This window comes from Streptomyces spongiae, assembly GCF_009377185.1.
Lineage (GTDB): Bacteria > Actinomycetota > Actinomycetes > Streptomycetales > Streptomycetaceae > Streptomyces > Streptomyces spongiae.
The window spans coordinates 1-5,671 of sequence record NZ_VJZC01000621.1 but is presented as its reverse complement, the minus strand read 5'-3'; the positions used below and the strand labels follow the sequence as shown (position 1 = coordinate 5,671).

The following is a 5,671-nucleotide window of genomic DNA, read 5'->3' as shown; positions in this document are numbered from 1 at the left end:
GGTAGGGGCGGCGGGGGCGTCAGTCCTCCGTCGGGGGCACCACGCACGGCCCCTTGCGCCACCACTCCGGCAACATCGCGATCGCCTCGTCACCCAACGGATTCACCCCGGGCCCCGCGGCCAGCGAGTGCGCCACCAGCACATGCAGGCACTTCACCCGATCCGGCATACCCCCGGCACTCGGAAACCCCTTCAGCTCCTCGATCTCGTCACGGCGCCGAATGTAGTCCTCGTGCGCGGAGCGATACGCCGCGGCCAGCTCGGCATCCGCCGACAGCCGCTCCGTCATCTCCTTCATCACCCCGTTCGCCTCCAGCGTGCCGATCGCGGAGGCAGCCCGCGGACACGTCAGGTAGTACGTCGTCGGGAACGGCGTACCGTCCGGCAGCCGAGGCGCCGTCTCGACCACGTCCGGCTGCCCGCACGGGCACCGGTGCGCGATCGCACGCAACCCGCGCGGCGGGCGGCCGAGCTGCTGCTTGAAGGCCTCGACGTCCGCGTCGGTCGGCTCGGTGCGCTCAGTGGAAGGCGGGGGTGTTTCCATACCTGCTGCTTACGTCTCTCTCGTCAAGTCTCAGAGTTATCAGAGTCTCGGACTCTCACCGGCCTGCGGCGTCGGCCTTGTCGACCCCGTCCCAGACGTTGGCGTACCAGGGACGGTCCGCCGCCCCCTGCGTCGTACGCGACTGCTTCGCCGCGTCCGGGTCGATCACGATGTAGCCGGTCTCGCCGGGCATCACATAATGCAGCCGCTGCCGGATCTCCTGCTCGGCGTACGCGTCATCCTGCCAGCGCGCCTTGAGGTCGCGCAGCTGCTCGACCCGCTCGCGGGCCTCCGCACGCCGCTGCTCCAGCTCGGCGATCTCGGCACGCTGGGAGACGTACTGCCTTATCGGGTACGCCAGCGCCACGATCAGCGAGCAGAGCACGAGCGCGAGCAGGGCGGCGCGCCCGGTCAGCCGGGAGCGGCGGGCCTGGCGTTTGGTCTGGGAGCGGTAGACGCGGGCCGCGGTCTGCTCGCCGAGCAGTCGCAGCCTGGTCGCGGTGGAGAAACGGTCCCGGTCCTTCACAGCCATGTCCCCGCCTCCCGTTTCACACGCGCGTACGTCCCCGCACACGGTACGGGACCGGTGCGGGGACGTACGTACGACTGGCTCGGCATTGACCCAGTACGGATCCGCGTACGGATCAGCCCTTGAAGCGGGGGAAGGCCGAGCGGCCCGCGTACACCGCCGCGTCGTCGAGGATCTCCTCGATGCGCAGCAGCTGGTTGTACTTGGCGACGCGCTCGGAGCGGGCCGGGGCGCCGGTCTTGATCTGGCCGCAGTTGGTGGCGACGGCGAGGTCGGCGATGGTGACGTCCTCGGTCTCGCCGGAGCGGTGGGACATCATGCACTTGAAGCCGCTGCGCTGGGCCAGCTCGACGGCGTCGAGGGTCTCGGTGAGCGAGCCGATCTGGTTCACCTTCACCAGCAGGGCGTTGGCCGCGCCCTCGTCGATACCGCGGGCCAGGCGCTCGGGGTTGGTGACGAACAGGTCGTCGCCGACGAGCTGGACCTTGTCACCGAGCTTGTCGGTGATGGTCTTCCAGCCGTCCCAGTCGTCCTCGAACAGCGGGTCCTCGATGGAGACGAGCGGGTACGCCTCGACGAGGTCGGCGTAGTAGTCCGTCATCTCGGCGGCGGTGCGCTCCTTGCCCTCGAAGAGGTACACGCCGTCCTTGTAGAACTCGGACGCGGCGACGTCGAGCGCGAGGGCGATCTGCTCGCCGGGGGTGTAGCCGGCCTCCTTGACCGCTTCCAGGATGAGGTCGAGGGCCTCGCGGTTGGAGCCGAGGTTCGGGGCGAAGCCGCCCTCGTCGCCGAGGCCGGTGGCCAGGCCCTTGCTCTTCAGGACCTTCTTGAGCGTGTGGTAGATCTCGGCGCCCCAGCGCAGGGCCTCGGAGAAGGTCTCCGCGCCGATCGGGGCGATCATGAACTCCTGGATGTCCACGTTGGAGTCGGCGTGCGAGCCGCCGTTCAGGATGTTCATCATCGGCACCGGCAGCAGGTGCGCGTTCGGGCCGCCCAGGTAGCGGAAGAGGGGGAGGTCGGACGCCTCGGAGGCGGCGTGGGCGACGGCGAGGGAGACGCCGAGGATGGCGTTGGCGCCGAGGGAGCCCTTGTTGTCGGTGGCGTCCAGGTCGAACATCGCCTGGTCGATCAGGCGCTGCTCGGTGGCGTCGTAGCCGACGAGCTCCGGGCCGATCTGCTCGATGACGGCGAGGACGGCCTTCTCGACGCCCTTGCCGAGGTAGCGGTTCGAGTCGCCGTCGCGGAGCTCGATGGCCTCGAAGGCGCCCGTGGAGGCGCCGGACGGGACGGCGGCACGACCGGTGCTGCCGTCGTCGAGGCCGACCTCGACCTCGACCGTGGGATTGCCTCGGGAGTCCAGGATTTCCCGGGCTACGACGACGTCGATGGACGGCACGAGCATCTCCTTCTGGGATGTGACGCGGGTACGCGGGCCATGGCCCTGCGGGATGAGCCTAACCGGCTCCGGGGGATCGGCCAGTCTCCCGCCCACCCCGTGGACCAAACCGAGAGTAAATTGTTCCTGAACTGAACAAAAAGCCGCGGTCGAGGAACGCCGGAACAACCACGGCGGCGGAGGAAGTCGAACGAAAAAGCCCCGCTCCCGGTGCGTACGGGGGAACACGCACCGGGAGCGGGGAGCCCGTGGGGACGGGGGGAGGCCCCTCACGTGACCTCCACTATGGAGGACACGGTTGTGGGGGCGCTGTGGTTCAGCTGGGAACCGGCTCGGTCTCAGCTCAGGTGCAGCTGCTGGCCGGGGAAGATGAAGTCGGCCTCGTCGACGATGTCCTTGTTCAGCTCGAAGAGCTTCTGCCAGCCGCCTTCGACCTTCTTCTCCTCGGCGATGCTGCTGAGGGTGTCACCCTTGACGACCTTGTACTCGCCGTCGCCCTTCTTGACCTTCTTGCCGGTCGGGGTCTCGACGGTGGCCCGCTCCTGGGAACGCGAGGCGCGCTGCTCCTGGCCGCTGGAGCTCTGGTCGCTCTGTGCGGAGGAGCCGGAGTCCGCGGACGAGCCCGACGAGCCCGAGTTCGAGGAAGCCGCCCCGCCGCCGGTCGAGGCGCCGGACAGACCCGTACCGCAGTTCGGCCAGGCACCCTTGCCCTGGGCCGCGAGGACCTTCTCGGCGACCTCGATCTGCTGGGCCTTGCTGGCCTGGTCGGCGGTGGAGGCGTACTGCGTGCCGCCGTACGCGGACCACGTCGAGGCGGAGAACTGCAGACCGCCGTAGTAGCCGTTGCCGGTGTTGATCGACCAGTTGCCGCCGGACTCGCACTGGGCGACCGCGTCCCACTCGGAGGCGGAGGCGGCGGAGGCGGTACCGGTCGCGAGCAGCGGGGCGGCGATGGCGGCACCGGTGACGCCGACCAGGGCGACGACACGGCTGGCCTTGGACGGACGACGGTGCTTGCCATTGCAGGAAGACAGCATGAAGTGATCCCCTCACCGACGCCTGCGAGGTGAGCTGTCGGGTTCGGGCCGGTTGAGTTGCCCGGCCGTGCGGTCGGCCTTTCGGCCTGGTGCGGACGGCTTCCGCCCTCCGCTTCCGCACGGCTTCACCCCAAGCCGTTCCCGGTCGTCTCTCAACTCCCGGGCCCGGCACTTACCTTGGGTCCCCCGCTCCTGCCTGCGGCGCTTGACGCGACGACTGTTCCCGTACGGCCGTTGGCAGGATTCGGCGTGCCGACCGCAGGGGCCCGCTGTGGCGAGCGATCACGACCGTAGACACGCGATCCGCGGATTGACAAAGACGATCAGGGCTTCTGTGACTCATCTCCCACCGAGATCAAAACGGGCATTCTCGGTGAAAGAAGGCACTAACTCTCGCTACTTTTCGCCCGATTCGTCACCGACATTCAGCCTCTGACCGGGGCGAATAAGGTCAGGGTCAGCACCGACCGCGCTCCCGCCCTCGACGCACAGCTCGCCCTAACCTCCGGACGGCGCAAGGGAGTCGACGATGCCGTAGAGATCGCCCCCGACGCGGGCGAGGTACGGGGCGTACGGATCCTCCGGCACCTCGACCTCCTTGACCGAGTCGTCGTTCCGCGAGGCGTGCCGCCCGGTGGAGCCGGCACCCGCGTCCGTACGGCCGTCAGTGGCACCCTCGTCAGCGGCACCGCCCCGGTGGCGCCCGGCCCCCGAGGTCGCGCTCTCGGAATCAGAACCGGAATCGGAAGCGGATTCACCGCCCTTCGAGGACTCCGAAGACTCGCCACTCTGCCCGGATTCGTCCGAATCGCCACTCTTCGACGCATTCGTCTGCGGACTGCCGGAGTCCCGGGACTCGCTTTCGCTGGAGTTGTTCAGCCCGGTGTCGGCCTTGGCGGACTGATCGGCGTCATCAGAAGAAGAGGAGTCGGACGAATCGGATGAGCTGGACAAGTCGCCCAGTACGCCGGTATCCACGTCGGCGGAACCGGAATCCTTGTTGAGCCCGTGGAGGAGCCCGCAGGTGCGCCAGACACCGACGCCCTTGTCGGCGAGGACCTTCTCGGCGACGGCTATCTGCTGGGACCTGCTGGCCTGGTCGGCGCTGGACGCGTAGTCGAGACCGCCGTACTCCTCCCAGTCATCCTGGGAGAGTTGCAGTCCGCCGTAGTACCCGTTGCCGGTGTTGGCGCTCCAGGAGCCGCCGCTCTCGCAGTCGGCGACCTGGTCCCAGGTCGTCCCGCTGGCCGCGCTCGCACCGGTCGCGCCGAGGAGCGGGATCGCGATCGCGGATCCGGTCACTCCGGCGGCGACGAGGAGGGCCGGAGCCTGACGAGGCCGACGGTGACGACCGTTCCCGGAGAGCATGCGGTTGCCTTTCACGCGACAGCAGGGGTCAGTGCGACGGGTGTGGTGAGTCGTCGTACTGATGCGTGAACGTATCGGCAGTCGAACTCTTGTCACAAGTCAATGGAGCACAGATCACGTGAAGATCACAGAGTTGAGGAAGTGTCACTTCACTGTCGTCCGAGCCGGTGTGAACTCCACGGGAAGCGTGCGCAATCCCCGCATAATGAGCCCGCCGCGCCAACGCAAATCGGCTGGATCCCCCGCGAGTCGGAGGTCGGGGAGGCGGGTGAGGAGAGTCGCGAGCGCGGTCTGTCCCTCCAGTCGGGCCAGGGGCGCGCCGAGGCAGTAGTGAATGCCGTGGCCGTAGCCGAGGTGCTGGTTGTCACGGCGGCCGAGGTCGAGGACGTCGGGGTCGGCGAACCGCTCGGGATCACGGTCGGCCGCGGCGAGCACGACGAGCACGGGGTCGCCGGCGGCGATGTCCTGCCCTCCGATGGTCAGCGGGCGGGTGGCGAAGCGCCAGGTGGCGAGTTCGACGGGACCGTCGTACCGCAGGAGTTCCTCGACGCCGGTCTCCAGGAGTCCGGTGTCCTGGGCGGCGAGCGAGCTCTGGAGCCGTATGCGCTGCTCGGGATGGGTGAGGAGGGCGTACGTCCCGTTCCCGATGAGGTTGACGGTCGTCTCGAACCCCGCGAACAGAAGGATGAACGCCATCGCGGCGGCCTCGTTCTCGCTGAGGTGCTCGCCGTGGTCGGAGGCGCGGATGAGACCCGAGATGAGGTCCTCGCCGGGGGCGGGAGTGTCGGGGAGGGCCT

General features: G+C 68.6%; 6 protein-coding genes and 1 riboswitch. All 6 genes read right to left on the bottom strand.

The features are described from left to right. Positions 1–19: 19 nt before the first annotated feature. A complete protein-coding gene (locus FNH08_RS43120) occupies positions 20–544 on the bottom strand; it encodes a DUF501 domain-containing protein (RefSeq protein WP_152776969.1) in 525 nt (174 codons plus the stop codon). A gap of 55 nt (positions 545–599) precedes the next feature. Then, positions 600–1,076, bottom strand: coding sequence for an FtsB family cell division protein (locus FNH08_RS43115; RefSeq protein ID WP_152776968.1), 477 nt, complete (start codon positions 1,074–1,076; stop codon positions 600–602). Between the two features lie 112 nt (positions 1,077–1,188). Continuing rightward, the gene (eno, locus tag FNH08_RS43110; protein WP_322726385.1) at positions 1,189–2,469 is read right to left on the bottom strand and encodes a phosphopyruvate hydratase; all 1,281 of its coding nucleotides are present in this window, start codon (positions 2,467–2,469) and stop codon (positions 1,189–1,191) included. A gap of 338 nt (positions 2,470–2,807) precedes the next feature. Next, positions 2,808–3,506 (bottom strand): LysM peptidoglycan-binding domain-containing protein, encoded by a 699-nt coding sequence (locus FNH08_RS43105; protein WP_152776966.1) that lies wholly within the window; start codon positions 3,504–3,506, stop codon positions 2,808–2,810. A 4-nt stretch (positions 3,507–3,510) separates the two neighbouring features. Further along, positions 3,511–3,720: riboswitch (cyclic di-AMP (ydaO/yuaA leader) on the bottom strand. A 284-nt stretch (positions 3,721–4,004) separates the two neighbouring features. Beyond that, positions 4,005–4,889, bottom strand: a complete 885-nt coding sequence (locus FNH08_RS43100) for a transglycosylase family protein (RefSeq protein WP_407704569.1) — start codon at positions 4,887–4,889, stop codon at positions 4,005–4,007. Between the two features lie 129 nt (positions 4,890–5,018). Beyond that, positions 5,019–5,671 (bottom strand): cytochrome P450 (locus FNH08_RS43095; RefSeq protein ID WP_152776965.1); only part of this gene is annotated, 653 nt, incomplete at its 5' end.